Source organism: Thauera sp. 28, assembly GCF_000310145.2.
In the GTDB taxonomy this organism is placed as follows: domain Bacteria; phylum Pseudomonadota; class Gammaproteobacteria; order Burkholderiales; family Rhodocyclaceae; genus Thauera; species Thauera mechernichensis.
The window spans coordinates 1-25,032 of the sequence record NZ_AMXA01000028.1 but is presented as its reverse complement, the minus strand read 5'-3'; the positions used below and the strand labels follow the sequence as shown (position 1 = coordinate 25,032).

At 66.7% G+C, this 25,032-nt stretch carries 22 protein-coding genes; 16 read left to right on the top strand and 6 right to left on the bottom strand.

Annotated features, from left to right (window positions below):
* The first annotated feature begins 55 nt into the window (after window positions 1-55).
* The 5 genes from C662_RS15815 to C662_RS15795 all read left to right on the top strand — a co-directional run bounded on the left by C662_RS15815 (window position 56) and on the right by C662_RS15795 (window position 4,716).
* Complete coding sequence (locus C662_RS15815; protein WP_002931301.1) at window positions 56-499, top strand: MerR family transcriptional regulator; 444 nt, start codon at window positions 56-58, stop codon at window positions 497-499.
* 91 nt (window positions 500-590) lie between these two features.
* Window positions 591-1,058: a PaaI family thioesterase gene (locus C662_RS15810; protein ID WP_198291784.1), complete on the top strand. Its 468-nt coding sequence runs from the start codon at window positions 591-593 to the stop codon at window positions 1,056-1,058.
* Window positions 1,059-1,106: 48 nt separating this feature from the next.
* Complete coding sequence (can, locus tag C662_RS15805) at window positions 1,107-2,249, top strand: carbonate dehydratase (RefSeq protein ID WP_002931298.1); 1,143 nt, start codon at window positions 1,107-1,109, stop codon at window positions 2,247-2,249.
* Between the two features lie 43 nt (window positions 2,250-2,292).
* A complete protein-coding gene (locus C662_RS15800) occupies window positions 2,293-3,501 on the top strand; it encodes an acetyl-CoA C-acetyltransferase (RefSeq protein ID WP_002931297.1) in 1,209 nt (402 codons plus the stop codon).
* An 81-nt stretch (window positions 3,502-3,582) separates the two neighbouring features.
* A complete protein-coding gene (locus tag C662_RS15795; protein WP_002931296.1) occupies window positions 3,583-4,716 on the top strand; it encodes an acyl-CoA dehydrogenase in 1,134 nt (377 codons plus the stop codon).
* Between the two features lie 81 nt (window positions 4,717-4,797).
* Here C662_RS15795 and C662_RS15790 read toward each other — a convergent pair whose 3' ends face one another.
* On the bottom strand, window positions 4,798-6,081 hold the full coding sequence (locus tag C662_RS15790) for a DUF3047 domain-containing protein (RefSeq protein WP_002931295.1): 1,284 nt from the start codon (window positions 6,079-6,081) through the stop codon (window positions 4,798-4,800).
* A gap of 168 nt (window positions 6,082-6,249) precedes the next feature.
* Here C662_RS15790 and C662_RS15785 point away from each other — a divergent pair, with 168 nt between their 5' ends.
* Both C662_RS15785 and C662_RS15780 read left to right on the top strand, forming a co-directional pair.
* Entirely contained in the window at window positions 6,250-7,701 is a 1,452-nt protein-coding gene (locus C662_RS15785; RefSeq protein WP_002931294.1) for a sensor histidine kinase, read from the top strand.
* Complete coding sequence (locus tag C662_RS15780; protein ID WP_002931292.1) at window positions 7,698-8,327, top strand: response regulator; 630 nt, start codon at window positions 7,698-7,700, stop codon at window positions 8,325-8,327. The genes C662_RS15785 and C662_RS15780 overlap by 4 nt, the downstream gene beginning before the upstream one ends.
* A 34-nt stretch (window positions 8,328-8,361) precedes the next feature.
* On the opposite strand, the gene C662_RS15775 is transcribed toward C662_RS15780, so the two are convergent.
* Both C662_RS15775 and C662_RS15770 read right to left on the bottom strand, forming a co-directional pair.
* Window positions 8,362-8,850, bottom strand: coding sequence for a tetratricopeptide repeat protein (locus C662_RS15775; protein ID WP_002931289.1), 489 nt, complete (start codon window positions 8,848-8,850; stop codon window positions 8,362-8,364).
* Window positions 8,847-9,698 (bottom strand): tetratricopeptide repeat protein, encoded by an 852-nt coding sequence (locus C662_RS15770; RefSeq protein ID WP_002931287.1) that lies wholly within the window; start codon window positions 9,696-9,698, stop codon window positions 8,847-8,849. Before C662_RS15770 ends, C662_RS15775 begins: the two co-directional genes overlap by 4 nt.
* A 309-nt stretch (window positions 9,699-10,007) precedes the next feature.
* Between C662_RS15770 and C662_RS15765 the strand changes: the two genes are divergently transcribed.
* Entirely contained in the window at window positions 10,008-10,688 is a 681-nt protein-coding gene (locus C662_RS15765; protein WP_002931285.1) for a DUF3334 family protein, read from the top strand.
* Window positions 10,689-10,830: 142 nt separating this feature from the next.
* Window positions 10,831-11,253, top strand: coding sequence for a hypothetical protein (locus tag C662_RS15760; protein ID WP_002931283.1), 423 nt, complete (start codon window positions 10,831-10,833; stop codon window positions 11,251-11,253).
* A gap of 128 nt (window positions 11,254-11,381) precedes the next feature.
* On the opposite strand, the gene C662_RS15755 is transcribed toward C662_RS15760, so the two are convergent.
* The gene (locus C662_RS15755) at window positions 11,382-11,765 is read right to left on the bottom strand and encodes a hypothetical protein (protein WP_002931277.1); all 384 of its coding nucleotides are present in this window, start codon (window positions 11,763-11,765) and stop codon (window positions 11,382-11,384) included.
* Window positions 11,766-12,020: 255 nt separating this feature from the next.
* Here C662_RS15755 and C662_RS15750 point away from each other — a divergent pair, with 255 nt between their 5' ends.
* The 3 genes from C662_RS15750 (at window position 12,021) to C662_RS15740 (ending at window position 17,303) form a co-directional block, all read left to right on the top strand.
* Window positions 12,021-13,136 (top strand): patatin-like phospholipase family protein, encoded by a 1,116-nt coding sequence (locus tag C662_RS15750; RefSeq protein ID WP_002931275.1) that lies wholly within the window; start codon window positions 12,021-12,023, stop codon window positions 13,134-13,136.
* A 64-nt stretch (window positions 13,137-13,200) separates the two neighbouring features.
* The gene (locus tag C662_RS15745) at window positions 13,201-16,176 is read left to right on the top strand and encodes a hypothetical protein (protein WP_002931273.1); all 2,976 of its coding nucleotides are present in this window, start codon (window positions 13,201-13,203) and stop codon (window positions 16,174-16,176) included.
* An 11-nt stretch (window positions 16,177-16,187) separates the two neighbouring features.
* Window positions 16,188-17,303, top strand: coding sequence for a ComEC/Rec2 family competence protein (locus tag C662_RS15740; protein WP_002931271.1), 1,116 nt, complete (start codon window positions 16,188-16,190; stop codon window positions 17,301-17,303).
* A gap of 29 nt (window positions 17,304-17,332) precedes the next feature.
* On the opposite strand, the gene C662_RS15735 is transcribed toward C662_RS15740, so the two are convergent.
* Entirely contained in the window at window positions 17,333-17,815 is a 483-nt protein-coding gene (locus C662_RS15735; protein WP_002931268.1) for an acyl-CoA thioesterase, read from the bottom strand.
* Window positions 17,816-17,996: 181 nt separating this feature from the next.
* Window positions 17,997-19,043, bottom strand: coding sequence for an AraC family transcriptional regulator (locus C662_RS15730; RefSeq protein ID WP_002931266.1), 1,047 nt, complete (start codon window positions 19,041-19,043; stop codon window positions 17,997-17,999).
* A gap of 159 nt (window positions 19,044-19,202) precedes the next feature.
* Between C662_RS15730 and C662_RS15725 the strand changes: the two genes are divergently transcribed.
* The 4 genes from C662_RS15725 to C662_RS15710 all read left to right on the top strand — a co-directional run bounded on the left by C662_RS15725 (window position 19,203) and on the right by C662_RS15710 (window position 24,879).
* On the top strand, window positions 19,203-20,384 hold the full coding sequence (locus tag C662_RS15725; protein ID WP_002931264.1) for an isovaleryl-CoA dehydrogenase: 1,182 nt from the start codon (window positions 19,203-19,205) through the stop codon (window positions 20,382-20,384).
* Between the two features lie 14 nt (window positions 20,385-20,398).
* On the top strand, window positions 20,399-22,006 hold the full coding sequence (locus C662_RS15720; protein WP_002931262.1) for a carboxyl transferase domain-containing protein: 1,608 nt from the start codon (window positions 20,399-20,401) through the stop codon (window positions 22,004-22,006).
* 9 nt (window positions 22,007-22,015) lie between these two features.
* Window positions 22,016-22,807 (top strand): enoyl-CoA hydratase/isomerase family protein, encoded by a 792-nt coding sequence (locus tag C662_RS15715; RefSeq protein ID WP_002931260.1) that lies wholly within the window; start codon window positions 22,016-22,018, stop codon window positions 22,805-22,807.
* 68 nt (window positions 22,808-22,875) lie between these two features.
* Window positions 22,876-24,879, top strand: a complete 2,004-nt coding sequence (locus C662_RS15710) for an acetyl/propionyl/methylcrotonyl-CoA carboxylase subunit alpha (protein ID WP_002931258.1) — start codon at window positions 22,876-22,878, stop codon at window positions 24,877-24,879.
* The last annotated feature ends 153 nt before the right edge of the window (window positions 24,880-25,032 follow it).

The following is a 25,032-nucleotide window of genomic DNA, read 5'->3' as shown; positions in this document are numbered from 1 at the left end:
AAGGGTTTGATGTCGGTCTGCGCAGCTGTTGCCTGCGCCGCGGGCATAACTGAACATGGGTAACGAAGAAACCTATTCCATCACCGAACTTGCGCGCGAGTTCGACATCACCCCGCGTGCCATCCGATTCTACGAGGACCAGGGTTTGTTGACCCCGGCTCGCGCAGGCCGGGCGCGTGTCTATACAAAGGCCGATCGCACCCGTCTCAAGCTCACCTTGCGCGGCAAGCGGCTCGGCCTCTCGCTTGCCGAGATCCGCGAACTGCTCGACATGTACGGCGGCGTGCGCAACTCGAGCACGCAGCTGCAGCGCTTTCTGGGCGTACTTACTGTGCGCCGCGCTGCACTCGAGCAGCAGCGCAAGGACATCGAGGCTGTGCTGGACGAAATCGACATGCTTGAGCAGCAGTGCCAGGCATTGCTCGGCGACAACGCGGAGGGCGCCGCCGCTGCACGCGCCGAACTCGCGCGTCGCATCCAGCGGGCAAGCGTGAGCTGAAAGCGCTCGCCCGCTTTTTTTGCGCTGCAGTTTACGTTAACGTAAACGTCAAGCTCGGGAAAGAGCCCCCAATCGACTGAAGAGGTGACGCATGAGACCGGAGATGCCCCAGTTCCAGCCCAAGGACCCGGGCTACGCTGCGCGTGTGCGTGCCAGCTTTGGCCTGCAGCAGGCAATGCAGCTGATCGGTGCAGAACTGGCGATCGTCGAGCCCGGCTACACCGAGATCCATCTGCCGTTCAAGGCCGAGATCTCGCAGCAGCACGGCTATATCCATGGCGGGGTGGTCGGCATGATCGCCGATTCGGCCGCGGGCTATGCCGCCAACACACTGACCCCCGCTGATACCAGCGTGCTCACCGTTGAGTACAAGCTCAACCTCGTTGCCCCTGCAGACGGCCAGCGCCTGGTAGCACGCGGTGAGGTGATCAAGCCGGGCCGCACGCTGATCATCACGCGTGCCGAGGTGTTCGCCATCCGTGACGAGCAATGGACCTTGTGCGCGATCATGCAGCAGACCATCATGGCCATGCAGGGCAAGAGCGAGCGATCCGGCTGAGGGCAGCCGGGCGTAGCGCCGCCTGAAGAAACCCAGGGGGAAAGTTGAATGAGCAGTCGCATCATCGCACTCGGCGCGTCGGATACCGTCGAAATCGGCCATGTCCGCCAGTTTTTCCGCAACTATGCGGCGTGGCTGGGCGTTGACCTGAGCTACCAGGGCTTTGCTGACGAGGTTGCCAACCTGCCCGGGGCGTATGGAGAAGCCGATGGCCGGCTGTTCTACGCCGAGCTCGATGGCCGGCCGGCCGGTTGCGTAGGCGTTCGCCGCTTCTCGGAGGGTGTGTGCGAGATGAAGCGGCTCTATGTCGATCCCGATGCGCGTGGTCATGGCCTTGGCCGCCAGCTCGCGATGGAGGCGATCAAGGCGGCCCAATCCTTGGGCTACCGGCGCATCCTGCTCGACACCCAGCCGGCGATGCGCATTGCGCTGAAGCTTTACCGCGAGCTCGGCTTCACCGAGGCGCCTGCCTATTACCCCTCACCGATCGAAGGCACGATCTTTCTCGCCCTCGACCTTGCCACCTGGTCCGAGGACGAGGTCCGCAACGAGAACCTGTTCCACCTCTTCGACTACAACCAGGCCTGGTCACGTCAGGTACAGCAACTCGACCCTGGCTTCTTCGAGAAGCTGTCGCATCTGCAGACGCCGGACTATCTGTGGATCGGCTGTTCCGATTCGCGTGTGCCGGCAAACCAGATCGTCGGCTTGCTGCCGGGCGAGGTCTTCGTCCATCGCAATGTCGCCAATGTGGTGGTGCATACCGACCTCAACTGCCTTGCCGTGGTCCAGTACGCGGTCGATGTGCTCAAGGTCAAGCACATCATGGTCGTCGGCCACTATGGCTGCGGCGGCGTCAAGGCCGCGCTCGAGCGTGCCCGCGTCGGCCTCGTCGACCTTTGGCTGCGGCACGTGCAGGACGTCCACGTCCGCCATCTGGACGAGGTCAACGCCTTGCCGCCCGAACTGCGCCACGACCGCCTGTGCGAGCTCAACGTGCTCGAGCAGGTGCTCAACGTTGCCCAGACCGTGGTGGTGCAGGACGCCTGGCAACGCGGCCAGCCACTCACCGTCCACGGCTGGATCTACGGCCTCAAGGACGGCCTGATCCGAGATCTCGGCCTCAACGTCAGTCGTCGCGAAGACCTGCTGCCGCGCTACATGGCAGCGCTCGAGACGCTCGGTAGCTGAGCCTATCCACACTTCATTCGAACAGCCTCAACAGGAGAACTGCATGTCCGATCCCGTCGTCATCGTGTCCGTCGCCCGCACGCCGCTGGGCGGCTTCCAGGGCGAGCTGTCCAGCCTGACCACGCCGCAGCTCGGCGCTATCGCCATCAAGGCGGCGGTGGAGCGCGCCCGCCTGGCACCAGAGCAGGTACAGGAAGTGATCATGGGTTGCGTGCTGCCTGCCGGCCTAGGTCAGGCGCCCGCCCGCCAGGCCGTGCTCGGTGCAGGGCTGCCGCTGTCGGCCGGCTGCACCACCATCAACAAGGTGTGCGGTTCGGGCATGAAGGCCACCATGCTGGCACACGATCTCATCCTCGCCGGCAGCAATGAGGTGATGGTCGCCGGCGGCATGGAGTCGATGTCCAACGCCCCCTACCTGCTGCCGAAGGCGCGTGGCGGCTACCGCCTCGGCCATGGCCAGATGTTCGACCACATGTTCCTCGACGGTCTGGAAGACAGCTACTCGAAGGAAAACAAGGGGCGCCTGATGGGCACCTTTGCAGAGGACTGCGCCAGCCACTTCAGCTTCAGCCGCCAGGCCCAGGACGAGTTCGCAATCGCCTCGACCACCCGTGCCCAGGCTGCAATCAACAACGGAGACTTCACCTGGGAGGTGGCACCGGTCACCGTGCCGGGCCGCAAGGGCGATGTCCTCGTCGACAAGGACGAGCAGCCGCTGAAGGCGCAGATCGACAAGATCCCGGGCCTCAAGCCCGCATTCAAGAAGGACGGCACGGTGACCCCGGCCAATTCGAGCTCGATCTCCGACGGTGCCGCCGCCCTCGTGCTGATGCGGCGGTCCACCGCCGACAAGCTCGGCCTCAAGCCGGTCGCCACCATCGTTGGCCATGCCACTCATGCGCAGGAGCCGCAGTGGTTCACCACCGCGCCGGTGGGCGCGATGCAGAAGGTGCTGGCGAAGGCCGGCTGGAGCACCGACGACGTCGACCTGTGGGAAATCAACGAAGCCTTCGCGGTCGTCACCATGGCCGCGATGCACGAGATGAAGCTGCCGCACGACAAGGTCAACGTGAACGGCGGCGCCTGCTCGCTCGGTCACCCGATCGGCGCCTCGGGTGCGCGCATCCTGGTCACGCTGATCGGCGCGCTGCGCAAGCGCGGCCTCAAGCGCGGTGTGGCCAGCCTGTGCATCGGCGGTGGCGAGGCCACGGCGATGGCGATCGAGGTCGATACCGCGGTGGCCTGCGGCTGATTCCGAACGACGGCAGTGGGGACGCCCACGAGGTGGCCCTGCTGCGCTCCCAGCAGAGATTTCTACAAGGACAGCAGTGCAATGATTCTTACCCCGGAACAGGAACTCATCCGCGACTCGATGCGCGCCTTTGCGCAGGAGCGCCTGGCCCCCTTCGCCGCCGAATGGGACCGCAACCACACCTTCCCGCGCGAGGCGCTGAATGAGCTCGCTGAACTCGGCGCGCTCGGCATGGTGGTGCCCGAAGAGTGGGGCGGCGCCGGCATGGACTACATGAGCCTGGTGCTGACGCTGGAAGAGATCGCGGCTGGCGACGGCGCCACCTCGACCATCGTCAGCGTGCAGAACTCGCTGCCCTGCGGGATCATCAACCGCTTCGGCAACGATGCGCAGAAGGAGGCCTGGTTGAAGCCGCTCGCCCGTGGCGAGAAGCTCGGCTGCTTCTGCCTTACCGAGCCGCATGTCGGCTCCGATGCCTCGGCGATCCGCACCAGCGCGGTCCGCGAAGGCAACGAATGGGTGCTCAACGGCGTCAAGCAGTTCATCACCACCGGCAAGCATGCCGATGTCGCCATCGTGTTCGCGGTGACCGACAAGAGCGCCGGCAAGAAGGGCATCACCTGCTTCCTGGTGCCGGCTGATGCGCCTGGCTACCAGGTCGGCCGCATCGAGGAGAAGATGGGCCAGAAGGCTTCCGACACCACCCAGATCCTGTTCGAGAACTGCCGCGTCCCGGCCGACTCGGTGATCGGCGCCGAAGGCGAGGGCTACAAGATTGCGCTCTCCAACCTAGAGGCCGGCCGCATCGGCATCGCCGCGCAGTGCCTGGGCATGGCGCGCGCCGCGCTCGAGGCGGCGGTCAAGTATGCGCAGGAGCGCGAGAGCTTCGGCAAGCCGATCTTCGAGCACCAGGCGGTCAACTTCCGCCTCGCCGACATGGCGACTCAGCTCGAAGCCGCGCGCCAGCTCGTGTGGCACGCCGCCACCCTCAAGGACGCCGGTCGCCCCTGCCTCAAGGAGGCTTCGATGGCCAAGCTGTTCGCCTCCGAGATGGCCGAGCGCGTCTGCTCGGATGCCATCCAGGTGCACGGCGGCTATGGCTACGTCACCGACTTCCCGGTCGAGCGCATCTACCGCGACGTGCGCGTGTGCCAGATCTACGAAGGTGCGAGCGACATCCAGAAGCTGGTGATCGGACGCGCGCTGACGAGCTGATCGCGGCGCCGTCGGCGGCGCGGAGCAGGGGAGCGGGCAGGCCTGGCCCGGAGGGACTCGGCTGCCCCCTCCCCATTCCAGCTAGAGCACCACCTGCAAGCGGTCGGGCTGACCGATCGCGATCTTGCGGTATGCGCATTGACCGTGTTGGCGCATGAAGAGCGAGTTCGCGATCAGCCAGATCCTGACGACGCGGGTGGCCTGGCCACCGACCAGACGCTGATAGTCGCGGAACAGGTCGCAGCGCTCGTGTAGTTCCTGTCCCAGCGTGTCCGTCCCGCTGCGCTGCACGACGTGCGTCTCGATGGCGTTCCAGCCCGGGATCGGGCAACGGAAGGCCGTGCCGACCGGCAGGGTCGAGCTCCACATGTAGGTGATGTCCTGGCCGTCGTCGAACTCGATGGCGATCGACAGATAGTCGTGGTTCAGCAACGCGTCCTCGGGCAGGGCCGAAGGCAGGCGGTCGACCACCCAGGTCCATTCCAGCTGCAGCCCGGGGCGTAAAGGCTGGTCGGCGAGCGGGTACTGCAGGATGCCGACGTTCTTGTGTGTTTCGCATGCGATGTCGCCCCTTGGCGCCTCGCTGAAGATTCCGCCATCGCCAAAGGCGAAGAAGTTGTGCCAGCCCTTGGGCATCAGGCGTTCCTGGCGCATGCGCTGCAATTCGGAACGAATCATGCCATGCGCGTCGCCGCGCGCAGACAGGGCGAGCAGGCCTTCATGCGCGTCGCCGCTCCATACGATGGCGACGCCTTCCACCTGGCCTTGAGCCGCGAGGTACTGTTCGAGCGGCACCCACAGTTCGCCCTGCGGGCTTGCAAACTCGCCGACGGAGCGCGCGATCTGCAAGGTTCCGGCCCTGTCCGCGGTCAGTGTTCCGGTGTTCTGCATGCAGTTGTGGATGGCGCTGTTGCCCGTTGTTCCAGCTACGCGGGCGAAGAACACGAAGCCCGGCTCCAGCCAGCGTCCATGATCCTTGCTGAACCACCACAGCCCATCGAGGAAAAAGGACACCTGTTGCCCGGCATCAAGCAGCCCCAAGGCCTGCGTCCAGGGCAGATCGGCTGGCGTGATGGTGAACGGCTCGATGCGTGCTACGGCGGAAAGGCCCTCGGCGAGGCTGGTGAAGCGGGCCGCCATCGCCGCTGCGCTCAAGGCGGGCCCCTCTTGAGGCTCGAGGCTGCCAGCATAGGCTTGCACGCAGGGCCCGGCCAGGAGTGGCGCGGCGACCAGCCCCTTCGCCCATTGGCGGCGGCTCGCACTGACGAGGCCGTGGCGGGCATGGTCGTGAGTGCAGGGCTCATGCGCGCGCCCATGTGTCTGGGCGGCTGACGGCGGGGCGGTGTTCGCGTACAGTGGCATCATGTGTCTCCTGGGCGTGGGCTCGGTCCTAGTCGATATGCATCCGAGGTGGCGCTGATCATAGCGTCGGGCCGGTGGGCCGTGCCCCGCACGGCCTGCGGGCGGGCAATTTGCCTGTGCTGCGCCGGTAGCATTGGGCGCCGATGCCGATCAGGGGGGAAATGACGCACCATGCCGCCCGAAGCCGAATCCACGAATCGACTCGATAGGACACCGCCGCCTGCGCCTGATGCGGCCAGGCCGCTTGTCGGCCCCACCCGGGCGGCCCTCGATCTGCAGCGCAGCCTGCTGCAACGGCTACTGGCCTTCGCCTGCCTTTTGACGCTGCTGTTGCTGGCAGCGCACGGCTGGCAGATCCGGCAACAGGCGCTGGCGGACACGCCCGACACTGCAGCCGTCATCCAGCAATTGCTGAACCAGGATCAGCCCCGCCAGGCCGATGTGTTCAACCGCGAATCCATCCGGGTGGATCTTGCCGTGCTGGAACCCCTCGCACGTCGGCTGGCGTTTTGTGTGCAAGTGGAAGACCTGTGGTCGCGGCAGATTGGTGCTGCCTGCGTGCGCCCCTCTCCCCCTCGCTCAGGCGCCGGGGTCGTTGCCCGCTGGCTGGAGGCCCTGCACACACCAGCTGACACCAGCGTCCGCCCCTTGCTGCGTGCGCCCGGCGTCGCGGTGGGCCATATCCATGTCCGCCCGGACTGGCACACCGAAGCCTCACACTGGCTGTCGTCGATGTATCTGGTGCTGGTCGGCTGGGCCGCATTGGCGGTGCTGGCAGCGGTGATCGTGCGCCCCGTCCGCCGCGCCTTGCGCCCCGCCGACCAGATCCTTGCCGCCGTCGGCCGGCTCGAGGGCGGCGACACCACGGTGCGCCTGCCCGCCTTCGAGCTCGATGAATTCCGCCGGATCGCAAACGAGTTCAACAGTCTTGCCGCCCAACTGGCCACGACCCGAGCCGCCGAGCGCAGGCTTGCAACACATCTGCTCGATGTCCGCGAGGACGAGCGCCACTACCTGGCCCGCGAACTGCATGACGACATGGGGCAACACCTGACCTCGCTGCGTGCCGACGCCGCCTACCTCAGACAGTCGCTAGCCGCGTCGACCGCTCACGCGCCGCTGACGTCCGTGCTGGACAGCCTGTGCGAAACCCTCGCCCGCATGCACGAGAGCATCCAGAACATTGTTCACCGTCTGCGCCCGCCAAGGCTGGAAGCCTTCGGTCTGATCGCCGGACTGGAGCAACTGATTGCCGACTGCAAGCGCATGCACAGTGGCGCGCCCAGCATTCAATTCCATCATCAGGGCCTGCTCGACACGCTCGAGCCAACGCTGATCATCCACCTGTACCGCATCGTTCAGGAAGGGCTGACCAACGCCCTTCGTCACGCCGATGCCCGTCAGATCGAGATCGATCTTCAACGCAATGGCGACCGCTTGCGCCTGTCCATCCGCGATGACGGCAAAGGCGACACCGCCGGTCCGGTACTGGAAGGGCTCGGGCGACTGGGTATCCGCGAACGGGCTTACGCGCTGGGTGGCACGGTGGAATGGATCAGCGCGCCGGGACAAGGCACGCAGTTGCGGGTCGAACTCCCGGCAGGCACGTGGGGCGCCACATGATCCAGTTGCTGCTGATCGACGACCATGCCGTCGTCCGGCAAGGGTATCGCCGCTTGCTGGAGTTGCAAGGCACGATGACGGTAATTGCTGAGGCGGGTACCGGCGAAGACGGCATGCGCCTGTGGCGTGAGCGCCAGCCCGACCTCTGTATCGTCGACCTGGCGCTGCCCGATCTTGGCGGATTGGAAGTGATTGCGCGTATCCGCCAGCGCGACCACTCGGCCCGCCTGCTTGGCTTCAGCATGCATCGTGATGCACTGTGGGCACTCCGTGCGCTGGAGGCCGGCGCTCTGGGTTATGTCACCAAAAGCAGTCCGCCAGAGGTATTGCTACAGGCCGTCAACACCGTGGCTGGACGGCGCACCTTTATCAGCCCCGACCTTGCGCAGGAAGTTCGCCAGCTGCGCGGAGAGGGCGAACGCGGCCCTTCCGACCAACTGACACCACGCGAAAGCGAGATCCTGCGCCTGCTGCTGGACGGCCGGTCGGTTGCCGACATCGCCACCACCTTGTCACTCAGCCCCAAGACCGTGCATAACACCCACTATCAGATCAAGACCAAGCTCGGCGCTGCTAACGACTTCGAACTGGTCCGCCTCGCCCGCCGCATCGGCTTCGGCAACTGACGGGCAAATCACGCGGATACCGATCCGACCGCGCTCAATCCGCTTCGCGCCAGCGCAGCAGGGCGTCTGCGGCCAATACGTCGCCCTCGTCCGCGGCGCGCTGCAGCCAATGTCTTGCGCGTGCCGGGTCGGCATCCACGCCTCGTCCCTGCGCCAATGCCATCCCCCAGTGATAGCGCGCCAGGGTCGCATAGCCACCCACCTCATCGCTCATAGCCCCGCGCTCCATCAGCCGCGCGGCACGGGCTTCGTCGCGGGCAACCCCTACGCCCGATTCCAGCATCTGTGCCAGCCAGATCATCGAATACACATCGTTCCAGCGCGCAATGCAGTCCTCGAAAATCCTGACTGCAGATACGTGGTCGCCCGTTTTTTCAGCGACGTAGCCATACAGACACTTGATCCGACGTGGGCTGTCCACAAAGTGGCGGTAGCTGAGATCCCCCTCATCCTCCGCCTGTGCGACGGGCCCCTGCAGCAACAGCAACCACGCAAGCACGCCACGCAGGGCAATGGCTTTCATGGCCGCAGCTCCACAAAGTCCGGGTCACGGAACAGGCGTCCATCGATGCGTCGCCACGCTGAATGCGTGCCGGTTCGCAGAAACTCGTCCGCCGCACTGTCACCAAGACTTGCAGCCGTCTGGAACAAGGCCAGCGCGCGGGGCCGATCCACCGGCACGCCAACACCAAAATACAAGGCCGTGGCGTATAGCGTCTTGGCACTGATGTGATACTCGGTATTGTCCGCCGAGGCCGCCCGCGCCAGAAAATGCGTCGCACGTTCCGCGCGCCGGGGCACGGCGGCACCGATCTCGTATAGCTGGGAAATACGCACCAGACCACCTGCATGGTTCTGATGCGAACACAGGCTGAGCAGCTTCAGCGTGGTCTCATGATCGCCACATTTCTCCAGTTCGAGCAATGCGGACGAAAAATTGCCAGTGCTCAGCCCGCAATCGGTCGCGGCCTCGAGGCTGGGTTCCGGCACCTCGTCATGACGCGGATCAGGCTGCAGACCACGACAGTAGCGGTTACGCTGCACCTGCTCCAGCGCGACCCGCTCAACCCCCTCGACCCACCGCCGGAATCCGTCGGAGTCTGCGGACTCCCCCATCCCCGCCAGGCGCGTGCCTCCGTCCACCTCATCCCAATCCACCGATACGCTCACTGGCAAGGCGTCGTCCAGCACAATGGTCGCCTCAAAACGCTCATGATCGACCGCCAGCACGGGCACCCCGCTGCCCAGGACCGCAGTCCACACACGCGCCGGTCCGGCGCTCAGCGTACGCTCCACCGTTGCCGCGCCAACCGCCTGCGTCAGCATGGACAACATCGCACCCAGCACCCCTGCCACCTTGATTGCCTTCATCGCCGCCTCCCTGGATCGATGCACCGATTCTAGGAAGCCGCACCGCGTCACGTCCCGGGCAAATCGCCCGCACAATACCTCCCGGCTTCTGGCCCCGCTTCATGGTGTGGTTAGGTCATGGCCCTGACGGAGCCAGCCTTTTCATCGTCATGCCGCCCGCAGCATTTGTTCGCCGATAGCGTCGCAATACACCTGGTCGGGAGTGCGTCCCTGGTGAGCGCCGTGACGCCGCCCATCCGAACCGCTGACAGCTCGTGCAGTGTGGTATAGAGTGGGTTTCGCCATTCCATGCGCACAAGGATGCCACTGATGAGCAGATCTCGAGACAACGCCGTCGTTTTCGGTACCGAAGACCTCCTGAAAAGCCTGTGCGATTCGGTCGCCAAGGTGCTCACGGCGGCGACACAGAGCGAGATCCGCTACTCCGGGATGGTCCAGCGCATTTCCAAGACCTGCCTCAAGCCTGATATCGGCTGTTTCGTGCTCTTCGATGGCGGTTTTTCCGGTTTGGTCGTCATTAATTTTTCGGCTCCGGCAGCCATGGAGCTGTACCAGAAGTATCTGCTCAGCATGGGAATGGCGTCGAGCGAACTCGCCGCATCGCACACGTCGGACGAGGTCAGCAATGTCATGGGTGAGCTCATGAACCAGATCGTCGGCGACTTTACCGGCAAGGTGGGGCGCCAGCTCCAGACCCATATCACGCAGAACCAGCCCAAGATGCTGGTGCTCAACAAGCAGGTCATCCTCAGCGTCGACACCAAGCTCGACAACCCGGAGGCACGCCGGGTCACCTTCTACACCGGTGGGCACAACGTTTTCTACCTCGAGCTTGCCGTCGATCGTGCGGAGTTCATCCAGCTCAACGACTTCGATGCCCACGAGGTTCTTGATCCGGATGCGCTGCTCGAGCAGGCTGCGCAGCCTGCCCGCGTTCCGGTTGCGCCCGCGAATGATCACGATGATTTGTTGAAGTCGCTGGGCATGTAGTGCGCAGTGACCGTGACGCCCTTATCGGTCACGGGCGTTCGCGATATGTCACACTGGCAACACATGTTCCTGGGCGCGCGCCTGCCACGAGCGGGCCGGGCATTCGAAGTGCAGGGAAGCAGACCACAGGAGGGGGTAGGCCATGGATGCGATCAATACTGCGACGGGACTCGCCGTCCGCGATGCTGCACGGCTACCCGAACTGCGCCAAGCGCAAGCCATGCCGCAGGAAGGGCAGGCTGGGCGTGCCGCCGATGCCGCGTTGGCAGATGCCGCCAGAGCCAGTTCCCCAAGCGCCGTCGTGTCCCTCAGTGCCGAGGCACGAAGCGAGGCTGTTCGCCAGTCGGCGCCCAGCCCGGACAACGGCACCCAGGAGGCGCGTGCGGTTGAGCAGGCGCGCGCCGCCGCCGCGAATGCCGATATCCGCAACAACTACTCGGCCCAGCGGGCGTTATCCAGCTATGAAGCGATGGCGCAGGTCGGTGCAAACGCGGCCGTGCGTCCGGCTCCGCCCGAGCAGACGACGGCGCCGGGCCAGCAGGACCCGAGCGTGCTGCGTACCTGATTCCTGCGCCTCCGGGCGGTACGCCTGGTCCTGAGTGCGGCCATCCTTTGCCCGTCGCCGCAGACGCTTGAAACGCAGTGCCGCGCCCTTGGTGGCGCGGCACGCTTGCGATCAGGCTGGCGCGTCCCTCAGACGGGGCCACCCGAGCCTTCGCCACCCGAGCCTTCCCCACTCGGCGCGGCGCTGCGGCGCTTGCTGCGTGTGTCCACATAGCCGCCGCTGACGACCGGCGATTTCAGCAGCACGTCATAGCCCACGATTGCCGCCGCGTCCTTCCACTGGTAGCCGACGCCAACCGGCAGTCCAACCTTGCTGCCGGTGGCGAACGGGTGGTAGCTGAGGCCGGCGGCCAGGATGCCGCGGTCCTGCTTGCGCGTCGAAGTCGCCTGCACGGTAAAGCCAATACCTTGATTCGAGCCGAAGGCATAGGTGATGCCGACGAACGCCCCGACATCGGCTTGCGCCGTCCCGGTGGCGAGAACGAATGCGCTGGCGAGGAAGACTCTTTTCATGATCACTCCTTGTCATGGTCGATGGGAAACGCTGCTGACCGCCACTACGCCATGGTCGTGCCCAGAAGGCCCCCAGGCGTGTCGGCAAATACCTAAGCTCTCATGTCCAGCATAGACCTGCCGTCGCCCCATGTCATTGCCTGGCCGCTTTGCACGGCGCCGTCTTACTGCTCGTGCTGACGCGGCGCCTGGGCGGGCCTATATTGGATCGAGGCGCGGGCGCCTGCCGAGCGCTGCAGCCAGGAGGGGACGGAGATGAGCAGGGGAGACGAAGCAAGGGTGGGGCTCGCCCTATCGGGCGGGGGGTTTCGCGCAACGCTGTTCGGCCTCGGGAGCCTGTGGAGGCTCAACGAAGCAGGCCTGCTCGGGCGCCTGGCGCGGGTCACGAGCGTTTCCGGCGGGTCGATCCTCGCGGGCGTGCTTGCCCACCGCTGGCGCGCGCTCGCGTTCAGCGAGGGGCGCGCGGACAACTTCGAGACAGTGATCGCGCAGCCGGTGCGTGCCTTCTGCAGCCAGTCCATCGACGTCAAGACGGCCGCGCTGGGCCATCTCGTACCTTTCGTCACCTCGGGAGACTTCCTCGCCCGTCGCTACGCCAAGGACCTGTTCGGCGACACGCTGCTCAGGGAGCTGCCGGATCCAGCGCTGGAGGCTGCGCCGCGTTTCATCTTCTACGCCACCAACATGCAGACCGGGCGGAGTTTCCGCTTTCGCCAGGACTACATCGCCGACTACTACCTCGGTCTGTCGCGCAGTACCGACGTCAGACTGGCGGAAGCCGTTGCTGCATCGAGCGCCTTCCCGCCGATCTTCTCGCCGGTGGTGCTGAAGTCCGACCCTGCCACCTGGGTGCAGCCCGAGCGCGAGCTGCCGAACCTTGAGGCACTGCGGCGGCGAATTGTGCTCGCAGACGGCGGGGTGTACGACAACATGGGGCTGGAGGCCCTGCTGCGCGAGATCGACCTCATTCTCGTGAGTGATGCCGGGGCGCCGTTCGAGATCGACGAGTCGCCGTTCGAGGACGATCTGCTGCAGCTCGGTCGCGTGCGCGACATCCTCATCGACCAGACGCGCGCGCTGCGCAAGCGCTGGCTGGTGGAGGATTTCCAGGCCGGTCGCCGCCGTGGTGCCTACTGGGGGATCGGTACCCGGATCGGCGATTACAAGGATCCACGGGCATTGGTTGCCGACAACACCCTCACCACGACGCTCGAGCACATTCCTACCCGGCTCAAGAAGTTCGAGCCTCGCGACCAGGGCCGCCTGATCAACTGGGGTTATGCGCTGGCCGATGTTGCCCTGCGCATGCGGGCAGGGCTCGCCATTCCCGCCGCGCAGGGCTGGCCCGTACCGGAGTGGCCTCTGGGCTGAACGCAGCGGCCGGTGCGCCCGCTGGCGCCGGTCGCATTGCAGTTACTGACAGGAGCGCGCCGCCATGATCGATCGCGATCGCCTTGCCGCCTGGGGCTTGGGGCTTGATGACGACGACTTTGCGCGAGCGTGTGCGGCCCTCGGGGCGCTCAACGCCGCACAGCGCCGCTTGCGTCGCCGCGTATCGGCGCAGCGCGTGTCCGCGGGCGGCTCGTTTGCGCGGCCGAGGGCGGCCGAATGGTCGATTGCCCAGGCGGCGGACCGCCGCGACGGAGCGCCGCTGGTGGCGTGGGAGCTGCCAGCCCTGCAACGCCTGCCCGCCTTCCCGGCGGCGCTCGAACTTGCGCAAGCCTGGCAACGCTACCTCGACGACGCGCCCTGGGGTACTCGGCTCGCGGTGTATGGCCGCGGACGGGACTGGCAAGCCCTGCTGCCCTTGCTGCGCGTCCTGCAGCAGCCCGCGGTGAGTGCCGCGGCAGTCTTCGTGGCCGACGCCTTCGCGGCCGACGGTCGCGTGGACTGGGCCTTGCCCTTCCGCCTCTGTGTGCTGGCTGATGATCCGCTTGCCAACGCCTTCGGCGCGTTTCGCGCGCACTGGAGGGAGCCGTGGCCCTACCGTTTCATGCGTGCGGATCGCGCCGTACCAAGGGTGGAGGTGATGGTCTTCAGCGGCTCGCTGCGTGCAGTGGCGGCTCGACTGCTGGCCCGGGGGGCGCCCTGTCGTGCGGCGTTTGCGCTCGTGCTTGGGGGCACGGATGTCGAGGGCGGGCAGGACGGAGGCCAGCTCGAGCGTCTGGTGCGCGTCGTGGCGGACGTGCTGGCGGCCGAGGGTGTTGCCTGCGTGCGCTCGCTCGGCACCGCCGGCGTGGATGTCGAGCAGCGCATGCCTGCCCTGGTACGCCTGGGCGATGAGCTCACCCACAACCTACCGCTCGATATAGCGCTGCGGCAGGCCTTCGGTGCCGATGTCTTGGCCTTTCTCAATCGCGACCTGATCCGACTCAGTCATCTTGCCAGCGCAGCCGACCGCCTTGCAGGGCGGTTGAAGGCGGCTCCTGCCCAGGCCTCGCTGGCGCTCAGCGAGCGTACGCTGGCGCAATTGATCGGTACGCCGGGCGTGGTCGAAGCGCTGGAGCAGGTTCGCCCCAGCCAGGCCCGCGGTCTGGGGCGGGTGGCGCAGGCTGTAGTGGGCGCGGGCGAGAACTTGCGCAGCGTGGCACCACGGGCGCTCGCGCGTGGCATCGATGCGTCGCGCGAGCGCTACCGCTACGTCCGTGAGTCCGACGAAGCTTCATCCCTCACCGAAGCTGTGGCTGCGCTGGCTGCCGTGGAAGCCGTGCAGGCGGCCGAGCAGCCCGAGACACGCTACGTCCAGCACGGCTTCTGGCGCCGGGAGGGTGAAGATCTCGTCGAGGAGCACGAGTGCCTCAGGGTTGGCGAGCAGGTGCTGCTGCGGCTGCGCATCGGCCCGCCGGGCGAAGGCTGGCAGACCGCTTCCGAGGCCTTTCCCGCACATGAGCTGCCGCCCCGGCGACGGCGCCACCGCCTGCAGGTGGTCTTTCACGAGCCGCTCCAGCTCGATGCGCCGCTGACGGGTGTGCTTTGGTTGCCCCGTTCCGGGCCGAGCAGCGTGCTCGAGTTCGTGCTCACGCCGCGCATGGCGGCGGCGTTCGAAGGCCGTATCAGCGTGCTGCACCGTGGGCGTGTGCTGCAGACGGTGCTGATCCATGCCCAGGTGGTCGAGCAGGGGGGGCTGACCGGTCCCCGCCCGGCAATCACCCAACAGGTCGAGGCGCGGGTGCGCGAGCATTGGAGCGACCTCGGTTCGCGGCGGCGCTTCGATGCGTCGTTCGTGCTCAATCACACGCATGGGGCACGCCCGCTGCTCACCGGCATCGCTGGCCGGCGTGCATGGGCGACCGACCTCAGCGGCATCCAGGAGCCGGTCGATGCCATCAACCGACTACTCTCCGAGGTTGCCTACAGCGTGGCCGACTACAGCGCCGGACTGACCACGGGTGACAACCTCACGCTGTTCTTCAGGCTTGCCCGGCTCGGGGGCGACCTCTACTCCGCGCTGGTCATCGACCATCTGCAGGCCCTCAATAGCGGTGGCATGGATGTCGACGAGGCGACCCACATCCAGATTGTCAGTACGCGCGCAGATGCCGTGGTGCCCTTCGAGTTCATCTACCAGTATGTGCCGCCGGACGATGAGGGCGATGTGCGCTTCTGCCCCGACGCGCTCGAGGCCCTGGCCGCGGGCGCCTGTCCGGGCCATTGCGCGGGCCAGCAGGACCCCCGCCGGCATGTATGCCCGATGGGCTTCTGGGGGCTGCGCAAGGTGATCGAACGCCATGTCTTCAATCCCGCGCTGGGCCGGCCGGGAGATGCCGAAGTGCTCGTTCAGGCCGAACCGGCGGGTGACCGTCTGCGCCTGCAGCTCGACCGCTCGGCGCTGGTGGGCTATAGCGCGGAGCTGCGGCAGGAAGAGGTGGGGCCGCTCATCCGCCTGCTCGAGGGCAGGATGCAGGGCGCGGTGCGTGAGGTGAAGGACTGGGACGAGTGGCGGGCTGCGGTCGGCGGGGAACGCCCAACATTGCTGGTGGCGTTTCCTCACAACACGGGCGACAAGCAGGATGTCGCGCTCGAGATTGGTGGCAAGCCGTTCAAGACCTTGCGCCTGCCGCGCGAATACGTGCACATCGATGGACCCTACCCGCTGGTGCTGCTGCTGGGGTGCGATGTCGCCAGTACGGCGCAACAGTACGCCAGCCACATACGCTATTTCCGTCAGGCCGGTGCGGCGGCCGTCGTGTCCACCATCGCTACCGTATTCGGTCCGCATGCCGTCAAGGTGGGCGAGAAGATCCTCGATGGCCTGCTGGCCGCGGCCGCAGGGCGGGATGAGGGCGGGGGTGCCGAGGGCTCACGCTGCCTTGGTGAAGTGCTGCGCGCGGTCAAGCGCCAGGCCCTGCTCGACAGTCTGCCGATGGCGCTCTGCGTGGTGGCGTTCGGCGACGCCGACTGGCGCTTGTGAGCCTGCAACCCATGAGCGCCGCACCATTCTTTCGCATCGAGATGCTGCCGGCACGACACGGTGATTGCCTGTTCGTCGAGTACGGCGATGCGTCGCGCACACGGCGCATGTTGATCGATGGCGGCCCGATCGCGACCTATCCTCACCTGGAGGCCCGCCTGGATGCGCTGCCGCAGGGTGACAGGCGCTTCGAGCTGGTCGTGATGAGTCACGTCGACACCGACCATGTCGAGGGGCTCGTCCGCCTGTTCGCCAACAAGCCCGTACCGGTGCGCGTGGTCGACATCTGGTTCAACGGCTGGAGTCATCTGCAGGCAGGCGGCCGCGTGCTGGGCGGCAAGCAGGGCGAGTTCCTCAGTGCGCTGATCGTGCGACGGTTCGACGCCGGACAGTGGAACAGGGCGTTTGCTGGCAATGCGGTGGTGGTGCCCGATACGGGGGTGTTGCCGGAATGCACCCTGGCTGACGCGCACGGCATGCGTCTTACCCTGCTGTCGCCCACCCGGGCCAAGCTCGACCGCATGCGGGAGCGCTGGAAGAAGGATCTCGGCGCCGACATCAACCCCGGTGACCTCGAGTCGGCGTGGACGAGCCTGTCCAGGCGCAAGGCCTACCTGCCTGGCCAGGGCTTGCTGGGCACGACCGCGGAGCTCGACGCGGTGCTCAGGCGCCAGCTCAAGGTCGACAAGGCTGCCGCCAACGGCAGCTCGATTGCCTTTCTCGCCGAGTTTGGCGGCAAGTCCTGCCTGTTTCTCGCCGACGCCCATCATGATGTGATCACCGCCTCGCTTCGCCGCCTGCTCGCGCAGCGCGGCGAAGCGGTGTTGCGCGTCGATGCGGTCAAGGTGTCGCACCACGGCAGCGCGGGCAACATCAGCGACGAGCTGCTCGCCCTCATCGACAGCCCGCGCTTCCTGTTCAGCACCAATGGCAGCCAGTTCCGCCACCCCGATGCCGAAGCCGTGCAACGCATCATTGCGCGTTCGGTGCATCAGCCGCCAACGCTGTGCTTCAACTACGAAAGCCAGACGACGCTACGCTGGGCTCCGGCGGAAAGGCAGGCCGGGCTCGGCTACATCGCCGAGTACAACCCGACCCCAGGGGAGCCCTACGTGATCGAGCTGTGAGGGGGCAGCAGGCGCCGATCGGGCTGATCTCATTCTCCGCCGCGCACCTCGGCGAACTTGCGCTCCATCTCGCGCCGCATCGCGCGGCGCACTTCGGCTTCGGCGAAGCGGCGGCGTTCGTCCGGCGTATGGGGTTCGAGCGCCGGCACCTTGGTCGGCCGGCCTTCGTCGTCGACCGCAATCATGGTGAAGAAGCAGCTATTGACGTGGCGTACGACCTTGGCGCGGATGTCCTCGGCAACGACCTTGATGCCCACCTCCATCGACGAGTTGCCGGTGTGGTTGACCGAGGCGAGGAAGCTGACCAGTTCGCCAACCTGGATGGGCTGGCGGAACATCACCTGGTCGACGCTGAGGGTGACGACATAGTGGCCGGCGTAGCGCGCAGCACAGGCGTAGGCCACCTGGTCGAGCAGCTTGAGGATGGCGCCGCCGTGAACCTTGCCTGAGAAGTTGGCGGTGTCGGGCGTCATCAGGACGGTCATGGTGAGCTGGTGGGCGGGGAGGTCCATTGCAATGTCTCGCGCTTGAGTGGCTGATCGGGTAGGGGCAGTGTCGGCTTCGGCGAAACAGGGTGCAAGGCTAGAATGCGGGCCCCGAGCCAGCCCGTCCGCACCGATGCACAAGACCCTCACTGCTTTCGCTCACGCTGTTCGTGAGGTGAGGCGAGATGGGCTGCACGCTGCGTGCCCGCTATGCTGCGGAGTCTGCGCCCGTTCGATAGGCACTTGGCGCAGCCCCTGTCCACGCGCGGAATGCCCGCGCAAAGCTCTTCTCGCTGTCGAAACCGACGGCTGCCGCGACCTGCTTGACCGGTTTGCGGGTCTGCAGCAGCAGCCGGGTCGCGTGCTCGCGCCGGGCTTCGTTCTTGAGCTGTTGCAGCGACACGCCTTCCTCCTTCAGTTGCCGGTGCAAGGTTCGTACCGAAAGGTTCAGCTGTGCAGCGACGTCCTCGGCGGTGTGCGCGGCCGCTGGCGTGGCAGCAAGGAGCTGGGCGACGCTGTGCACGAGCAGGCGGTCGCGGCGGTATTGCAGCACGGTGAGCGGGAGCGCGCGTTGCAGCATGGCCTGCAGCGCCTTCTCGTCGCGGCGTACCGGCAGGGTGAGGTAGCGGGCGTCGAAGCTGATCGCTGCAGCAGGGGCCGAGAAGCTTGCAGGCCCGGCGAACAGGTAGGCGTAGGCGTCGGCATGCGCCGGGGCGTCGAAGGGGAAGGCGGCTGCGGTCAGTGCGATACGCGAGTCGACCAGCCAGCAGGCGTAGCCGAGCAGGTAGCGCAGCGTGCTGACCAGGCAGAACTCGCGCAACTCACCCAGTTCAGTGTGTTCGGCAACCCGGATAGTCGCCACGCCGCGCTGGGGCACGAGCTCGAACACGATGTCCTCGGTCAGCAAGCGGTGGTGGCGGCACCAGCGTTTCAGCGCCACCTCCAGCGTCGGCGAGGTGAGTGACGCCCGGCACAGCATGCCATAGCTGCCCCAGGGCAGGCGGCGCGAGAACCAACCCAGCGCTTCGTCGTCGAGCGCCTGCATGGCGATTCCCGAGAGCAGTTCCATCTGTGCAGCGGTGACCCGTGCTGCAGGGTCTTCCAGCACTGCTGCCGGGATCTGCGCCTGCGCAAGTGCGCTGGCCGGATCCATGCCCCGCAGCCGGTACCCTAGGACGATCGCACGGATAAAGGCGATCGGCGTGGCGGCGCGGCCCCGAGTGAGGTCGGCGGGTGAGGGGGCGAGGATCTTCATGTGCTGGAATGCTAGCGGGCATGGCACGAATTGCAACCACGATGGCACTCGGCGGGCGCACGCTGCGCTTAATCTCGTCCTATCTTCGGGCATGCGCCGTCCATAATGGATCTGCGCACTGCCCGCCGCGCCAGGACAACCTCGAGAAGGAGACACCCCATGAACGTGCCCAGCCTGAACTTCAACCTCGGCGAGACCATCGACGCCCTGCGCGACACCTTGCAGGCCTTCTGCGCTGCCGAGATCGCACCGCGCGCGGCCGAGATCGACCGCGTCAACGAGTTCCCCGCAGACCTGTGGAAAAAGCTCGGCGACCTCGGCGTTCACGGCATGACGGTGAGCGAGGAGTACGGCGGTACCGACATGGGCTACCTCGCCCACATCGTGGCGATGGAAGAGATCTCGCGTGCCTCGGCCTCGGTGGGCCTCTCGTACGGCGCGCACTCCAACCTGTGCATCAACCAGATCCGCCGCAACGGCACCGAGGCGCAGAAGCAGAAATACCTCCCCAAGCTGATCTCGGGCGACCACGTCGGCGCGCTGGCGATGTCCGAGCCCAACGCCGGTTCCGACGTGGTGTCGATGAAGCTGCGCGCCGACCGCAAGGGCGACCATTTCGTGCTCAACGGCGCCAAGATGTGGATCACCAACGGCGGCGACGCCGACACCCTGGTGGTCTACGCCAAGACCGACATCAACGCCGGTCCCAAGGGCATCACCGCCTTCATCATCGAGAAGGGCATGAAGGGCTTCTCCTGCGGCACCCACCTCGACAAGCTCGGCATGCGCGGCTCCAACACCTATCCGCTGTTCTTCGACGACGTCGAGGTGCCGGTCGAGAACGTGCTCGGCGGTGAGGCCAACATCGGCCGCGGCGTGCAGGTGCTGATGTCGGGCCTGGACTACGAGCGCGCCGTGCTGTCGGGCGGCCCGCTCGGCATCATGGCGGCGTGCATGGACGCGGTCGTGCCCTACATGCACGAGCGCAAGCAGTTCGACACCCCGATCGGCGAGTTCCAGCTCATGCAGGGCAAGATCGCCGACCTGTACTCCACCTGGAGCGCCTGCCGCGCCTACGCCTACGCCGTGGGCCAGGCCTGCGACCGCGCCGACCACGCGCGCACGCTGCGCAAGGACGCCGCCGGCGTCATCCTCTACACCGCCGAGAAGGCGACCTGGATGGCGGGCGAGGCGATCCAGGCGCTGGGCGGCGTGGGCTACACGAACGAGTATTCGGTGGGCCGTCTGTGGCGCGACGCCAAGCTGTACGAGATCGGCGCCGGCACCAGCGAGATCCGTCGCATGCTGATCGGTCGCGAGCTGTTTTCCGAAACCCGCTGAGCGGAGCGTCTGCGATGAGCGTGATCAAGTCCAGCATCAACACCCGCAGCGAAGACTTCCAGGCCAACGCCGCAAGCCTGCGCGCCCAGGTCGAGGATCTGCGCGCCAAGGCCGCCCAGGTCAGCCTCGGCGGCGGCGAGGCCGCACGTGCCAAGCACACTGCGCGCGGCAAGCTGCTGCCGCGCGACCGTGTCGGTCACCTGCTCGACCCCGGCACCCCCTTCCTCGAAGTCGGCCAGATGGCCGCGTACGGCATGTACGACGACGAGGCGCCGAGCGCCGGCGTGATTACCGGCATCGGCCGCGTGCAGGGCGTCGAATGCATGATCGTGGCCAACGACGCCACGGTGAAGGGCGGCACCTACTACCCGATGACGGTCAAGAAGCACCTGCGCGCGCAGGAGATCGCCGAGCAGAACAACCTGCCCTGCATCTACCTGGTCGACTCGGGTGGCGCCTTTCTGCCGAAACAGGACGAGGTCTTCCCCGATCGTGACCACTTCGGTCGCATCTTCTTCAACCAGGCCAACATGTCGGCCAAGGGTATCCCGCAGGTCGCGGTGGTGATGGGCTCGTGCACCGCCGGCGGCGCCTACGTGCCGGCGATGTCGGACGAGACCGTCATCGTCAAGAACCAGGGCACCATCTTCCTCGGCGGCCCGCCGCTGGTGAAGGCGGCGACCGGCGAAGTGGTGAGCGCCGAGGACCTGGGCGGCGGTGACGTGCATACGCGGCTCTCGGGCGTGGCCGACCACCTGGCCGAGAACGACGCCCATGCGCTCTACATCGCGCGCCGCATCGTCTCCAACCTCAACCGCACGAAGCCGATCAACATGGCGCTCGGGCAGGGCGAGGCGCCGCTTTACGACCCGGAAGAGATCTACGGCATCATCCCCACCGACACCCGCAAGCCCTTCGACGTGCGCGAGATCATCGCCCGCGTGGTCGATGGCTCGCGCTTCGACGAGTTCAAGGCGCGTTACGGCGCCACCCTGGTGTGCGGCTTCGCCCAGCTCCACGGCTACCCGGTGGGCATCGTCGCCAACAACGGCATCCTGTTCGGCGAATCGGCGCAGAAGGGCGCGCACTTCATCGAGCTGTGCGGCCAGCGCGGCATCCCGCTGCTGTTCCTGCAGAACATCACCGGCTTCATGGTCGGCCGCAAGTACGAGAACGGCGGCATCGCCAAGGACGGCGCCAAGATGGTGACTGCCGTGGCGACCGTGCAGGTGCCCAAGATCACCATGCTCATCGGCGGCTCCTTCGGTGCCGGCAACTACGGCATGTGCGGCCGTGCCTACTCGCCGCGCTTCCTGTGGATGTGGCCCAACTCGCGTATCAGCGTGATGGGCGGCGAGCAGGCGGCGAGCGTGCTGTCCACCGTGCGCCGCGACGGCATCGAGGCCAAGGGCGGCAGCTGGAGCAAGGAGGAGGAAGAGGCCTTCAAGGCGCCGATCCGCGACCAGTACGAGTTCCAGGGCCATCCCTACTACGCCACCGCGCGCATGTGGGACGACGGCGTGGTCGACCCGGCGCAGTCGCGTCGCATCCTCGGCCTGTCGCTGTCGGCCGCGCTCAATGCACCGATCCAGCCGACCAAGTTCGGCGTGTTCCGGATGTAAGGGGGCGAGATGAGCTACGAGACCCTGGAGATCGTCCGCGCGGGTGGTGTGGCGACGATCTGGATGAACCGTCCGGACGTGCATAACGCCTTCAACGCGCAGCTGATCGCCGACCTCACCGCCGCCTGCATCGAGCTCGATGCCGACAACGCGGTGCGCGCGGTCGTGCTGGCGGGACGCGGCAAGAGTTTTTCGGCCGGCGCCGACCTCAACTGGATGAGGGCCGCCGGCGAGGCGAGCGAGGCGGAGAACTTCGCCGATGCGATGAAGCTCGCCGGCATGCTGCGCACCCTGGCGGAGATGAACAAGCCCACCATCGCCCGCGTGCATGGTGCGGCGCTGGGTGGCGGCATGGGGCTGGCGAGCGCCTGCGATATCTGCATTGCCGGTGACAAGGCGGTGTTTGCGACTTCGGAGGTCAAGTTCGGGATCATCCCGTCGGCGATCAGCCCCTACGTGATCCGTGCCATCGGCGAGCGCCAGGCCTACCGCTACTTCCAGACTGCCGAGCGCATCAATGCGACACGCGCGGCCGAGCTGGGGCTGGCCCATGAGGCAGTCGCCGCCGAGGCGCTGGATGCCAAGGTCGAGGAAGTGGTCGATGCGCTGCTGCAGGGCGGCCCCAAGTCGCAGGCTGCGGCCAAGGATCTGATCCGTGCGGTGGCCAACCGGCCGGTGAGCGATGCGCTGGTGATGGATACCGCAGGCCGCATCGCCAGCCTGCGCGCAACCCCGGAGGCCAAGGAAGGCCTGGCTGCCTTCCTCGACAAGCGCCCTGCAGCCTGGATCGCGCAGGGCTGAATGCCGGAATTGGGCCGAAATTGCGCCTGGCCTCGCGCCGAACCGACACAAGACACGCTGGAGACAACATGTTCGACAAGATCCTGATTGCCAATCGTGGAGAGATCGCCTGCAGGGTGATCAAGACCGCCCGCCGCATGGGCATCAAGACCGTCGCGGTGTATTCCGAGGCCGATGCCAACGCCCGCCACGTACGCCTGGCCGACGAGGCGGTGCTGATCGGCCCCGCGGCGGCGCGCGAGAGCTACCTCGTCATCGACAAGATCATCGCTGCGGCCAAGCAGACCGGCGCCCAGGCCATCCACCCGGGCTATGGCTTTCTGTCCGAGAACGAGGACTTCTGCCACGCCTGCGAGCGCGAGGGCATCGTCTTCATCGGCCCGCCGGTGTCGGCGATTCGCGCCATGGGCTCGAAGTCCGAGGCCAAGAAGCTGATGGAAGCGGCCGGCGTGCCGCTCACCCCCGGCTACCACGGCGACGAGCAGGCGCCGGCTTACCTGCACCAGCAGGCCGACGCCATCGGCTACCCGGTGCTGATCAAGGCCGCGGCCGGCGGTGGCGGCAAGGGCATGCGCCTGGTCGAGAAGTCGGAGGACTTCATCGACCTGCTCGCCTCCTGCAAGCGCGAGGCCATCTCCAGTTTCGGCGACGACCATGTGCTGGTCGAGAAGTACATCACCAAGCCTCGCCACATCGAGATCCAGGTCTTCGGTGACACCCACGGCAACGTGGTGTACCTGTTCGAGCGCGACTGCTCGGTGCAGCGCCGCCACCAGAAGGTGCTGGAAGAAGCGCCCGCGCCCGGCATGACGCCCGAGCGGCGTGCTGCGATGGGCAAGGCGGCGGTCGATGCGGCCAAAGCGGTGGGTTACGTCGGCGCCGGCACGGTGGAGTTCATCGCCAACCAGGACGGTTCCTTCTACTTCATGGAGATGAACACCCGCCTGCAGGTCGAGCACCCGGTCACCGAGATGATCACCGGGCTGGATCTGGTCGAGTGGCAGCTGCGCGTCGCCTCGGGCGAGAAGCTGCCGCTGGAGCAGGAGCAACTGCAGATCCGCGGCCATGCACTCGAGGCGCGCATCTACGCCGAAGACCCGGCCAAGGGCTTCCTGCCCTCCACCGGCAAGCTGGTGCACCTGGCGCCGCCCGCCGAGTCGCTGCATGTGCGCGTCGACACCGGCGTCGAGGAGGGTGATGAGATCAGCCCGCACTACGACCCGATGATCGCCAAGCTGATCGTATGGGACATCAACCGCGACCGCGCGCTCGCCCGCATGCTGCAGGCGCTGGCCGACTACCGCGTGGTGGGTGTCGCCAACAACATCGAGTTCCTGTCGCGCCTGACGGCCTGCCCGGCGTTCTCGGGTGCCGACCTCGACACCGGCCTGATCGAGCGCGAGAAGGCCTATCTCTTCCCCGCCGACGTCGGGGTGGCGGACGAAGTGCTGCAGATTGCCGCGCTCGCCGAGCTGCTGCGCGAAGCGGCCCTGGCCGACAAGCGCGCGCAGCGCACGGCGGATGCGCGCTCGCCCTGGCATGCGCGCGACGGCTGGCGGATGAACGCCACCGCACGTCGCACGTTGCTGTTCCGTCATGCCGATACCGACCACGCCGTCGATGTCGCCTACCTGCCGGGGGCCTGGCGGCTCTCCATCGACGGTCGCAGCGTCGAGGCACGCGGTGAGCTGAACGAGCGCGGGCTGCTGCGCGTCGAGCTCGACGGCACGCGCATGGACGCCACCGTGATCGCCGCCGCCGGCCGCCGCCACGTCTTCGCCAAGGGACGCGCCTGGCAACTTGCTGCAGTCGATCCGCTGCACCACGGCGGCGAGGGTGGCGGCGCCGAGGGCGGCCTGCTGGCGCCGATGCCCGGCAAGGTCATCGCGCTCGTTGCCGCTGAGGGTGCCAAGGTAGAGAAGGGCGCGCCGCTGCTGATCCTGGAGGCGATGAAGATGGAGCACACCATCACCGCGCCCGCCGCCGGCACGGTCAAGGCCTTCCGCTTCGGCGTCGGCGACCAGGTGGGCGACGGCGCCGAGTTGGTGGATTTCGAGGCCGCCGCGGCCTGATTCACGCAAGGCCGATTGCTGTAGGAGCGGCGACAGCCGCGAGGGGTTGAAGGCGATGGCGTACGGGTCAGGTGCTTTAAAGGCTCGCGGCTCGCGCCGCTCCTACGGCAAGCCCCGCACGCCTGCGCCCTCCCTGTAGGAGCGGCGCCAGCC